The sequence below is a fragment of the Senegalimassilia sp. genome, from assembly GCF_977052095.1.
In genome coordinates, this window is record NZ_CDRSTZ010000080.1 from 1 (window position 1) to 2931 (window position 2931).

Below are 2931 nucleotides of genomic sequence, written 5' to 3' on the forward strand. Positions count from 1 at the left end.
GAGCGGGCGCGCCCAGCTGAGCTGGGAGCCGCGTACTTCGGTACGCAAGTCCTCGGGTTCGCGCGAAGGCCGGGTGCCACAGCGGCCCACAGCGTCGAGTCAGTTCGCCGGCCGGCAGGCCGGCGAAACGTTATACCACTTGGAAGATGAAGAACTTCAGGTAGTCGGTTTCAGGGATGCCCCATACGATGGGATGATCGGGCGCTTGTTGGCGTTCCTCGATCTGGCGCAGCTGCACGCCAGCGTCGTGCGCAGCCGACGACACCACGCGCTTGAAGCGTTCCGTGTCCATAAAGTGGCTGCAGCTGCACGTGGCCAGATACCCGCCGCGAGGCAGCAGCTTCATAGCGCGGTAGTTGATTTCCTTGTAGCCGCGCGCGGCGCTATCGATGGTTTTGCGGCTTTTCGTGAACGCCGGTGGGTCAAGCACAATGAAGTCGTACGTGCGGTCGCGGGCCGCCTCAAGCTGCGGCAGCAGGTCGAACACGTTGACGGCCGTAAAGTCCATGTGCTCTTCCAGGCCGTTGAGCTGGGCGTTCTTTCGCGCCTGCGCCACGGCAAGCTCGGAGATGTCCACGGCGTTCACGTAGGCCGCGCCGCCATGCGCCGCGTTCAGCGCAAAACTGCCCGTGTGGGTGAAGCAGTCGAGCACGTGCTTTCCGGCGGCAAGCTTCGCCACGGCACGGCGGTTGTACTTCTGGTCCAGGAAGAAGCCCGTCTTCTGGCCGTTTTCGAAATCCACCTCATAGCGCACGCCGTTCTCCACGATCTGCGTGGCGGTGGGACCGAAATCCTCAGTACCCGGTGCGCCGGGAGCCTGCGGATCGAGGCCTGCTTGACCGGCTTCACCGGCCGTGCCCGCGAACCACCCCGCCGTCAGCTCAAGGCCCTCCAACTTGCGGGTTGCCACGTCGTTGCGCTCGTACAGGCCGCGGATAGCCACGCCGTCCTCGGCGAGCACTTCAAGCAGCACCGGGAAGATCACCGGCTTCAGCTGTTCCATGCCCACGGAAAGCGTTTCGGCAACCAGCACGTCGTTGAAGCGGTCGACCACCATGCCCGGGAACCCGTCGGCTTCCGAGAACAGCACGCGGCAGCAGCTGGCATCTTCACCCATGACCGTTTTGCGGTACTCCCACGCCCACGCAACCTTACGCTTCCAAAACGCCTGTTCAAACGTATCATTTGCATTGCGTGTAATAAGGCGGATGCGAATTTTGCTGCGCAGGGACAAAAGCCCCGTGCCCAGGTAAGAGCCCTTGCGGTTCACCACGTCGATAAGGCAGCCGTTCGGCACCTCGTCAAGCCCGGGCGCAGGCTCCATGAACAGCACCTCGGCCTCGTACACCCAGGGATGCCCCTTAACCAGCGCATGCTCGCCTTTCGGCGTGATGGTGGCGCGAGGATAAGGACGTTGAGCTTTCATGAGAATCCTTTCAGGAAAAGAACGCCGACGAAAAAGGCTGATGAGAGGCATAATAGGTTCGCGGAGCAGGATAAAGGGACCGTCCCTTTGTCCCATTCGAGCGACAAAAACCAGCGACCCGCAATCTCTCAAACCCGCAGGTCGCACCAAAGTCAGCGAGGGCCGCTGTGGTGCCCGGAATTCGTGGGAACGCGAGGGCGCCGCGTACTTTGGTACGCAAGTCCTCGGGTTCGCGCGAAGGCCGGGTGCCACAGCGGCCCACAGCGTCGAATCAGTTCGTTTGCCGTTAGGCAAACGAAACTAAAGAAGGCGCAGAGAGACTTCCTTGAGCTGGCGGCCGGTGACGGCGTTCGGGGCGCCGGTCATCGGGTCGGAAGCGCTCGACGTCTTCGGGAACGCGATGACGTCGCGGATGGACTGCTTGCCAGCCAGCAGCATGACCAGGCGGTCAAGGCCCAGGGCGATGCCGCCGTGCGGCGGGGCGCCCAGCTCGAGCGCGTGGATGAGGTGGCCGAACTTCTCCTCCATCTGCTCATCTTCCACGCCCAGGCGGCGCAGAACGCGCTTCTGCAGCTCGGCGTTGTGGATACGGATGGAGCCGCCGCCCATCTCGAAGCCGTCCATAACGATGTCATAGGAGTAGCTGGAGCATGCCAGCGGATCGGTTTCGATCTTGTCCCAATCGGCCTCGGGAATCATCGTGAACGGATGATGCTCGGCCGCGTACTTCTTCTCTTCCTCGTCGTACTTGAACATCGGGAAGTCCACGACCCACAGCAGCGCATGGCCCGGGCGCTCGATTCCCAGCGCCTCGGCCATGTGCAGGCGCAGCGCGGAAAGTACGGCGGAAGCGGTGGCATACGTGTCGGCCGCGAACAGCAGCAAATCGCCAGGCGCAACATCGGCCGCCTGCTTGATGGCAGCGTGCACCTCGTCGCCGAGGAACTTGATGATGGGGCTCTTGCCGGCAAGCTCGGTGTCGGCGTCGGTGTAGGCGATCCAGGCCATGCCCTTCGCGCCGTTAGCGGCAGCCACGTCGGCGAGCTTCTCGATGTCGCCGCGCGACCAATTGCCGGCGCCCTTGGCGTTGATGCACTTCACGACGTTACCCGCCTCGACGGCCTTGGAGAACACGCCGAAGCCGCAGCCGCGCACGATGTCGGTGAGCTCGACGAGCTCCATGCCGAAACGCACGTCGGGACGGTCGCAGCCAAAGCGGTCCATGGCTTCTTTCCACGGCATGCGCTGCAGCGGGAACTCATGCTCAACGCCGGCGGCGGACAGCACCTCCTGGAACACGCCTTCCATCAGGTCCATGACGTCGGTTTCCTGCACGAAGGACATCTCGATGTCCACCTGCGTGAATTCCGGCTGACGATCGGCGCGCAGGTCCTCGTCGCGGAAGCAGCGGGCGATCTGGTAGTAGCGCTCGATGCCGCCGACCATGAGCATCTGCTTGAACTGCTGCGGGGACTGCGGCAGCGCGTAGAACTTGCCCGGGTTCG

The 2931-nt window shown here is 63.3% G+C and carries 2 protein-coding genes; both read right to left on the reverse strand.

Features of this window, described 5'->3' with window-relative positions:
• Positions 1-130: 130 nt before the first annotated feature.
• Positions 131-1426: a class I SAM-dependent rRNA methyltransferase gene (locus ACWI6D_RS09315; RefSeq protein ID WP_449134482.1), complete on the reverse strand. Its 1296-nt coding sequence runs from the start codon at positions 1424-1426 to the stop codon at positions 131-133.
• A gap of 300 nt (positions 1427-1726) precedes the next feature.
• Positions 1727-2931: aspartate--tRNA ligase (gene aspS / locus ACWI6D_RS09320; protein ID WP_449134483.1), on the reverse strand; the 1205-nt coding region annotated here is incomplete at its 5' end.

Coding starts and splice junctions, on each gene's coding strand:
- ACWI6D_RS09315 (WP_449134482.1), bottom strand. CDS start 1,426: ATGAAAGCTCAACGTCCTTATCCTCGCGCCACCATCACGCCGAAAGGC.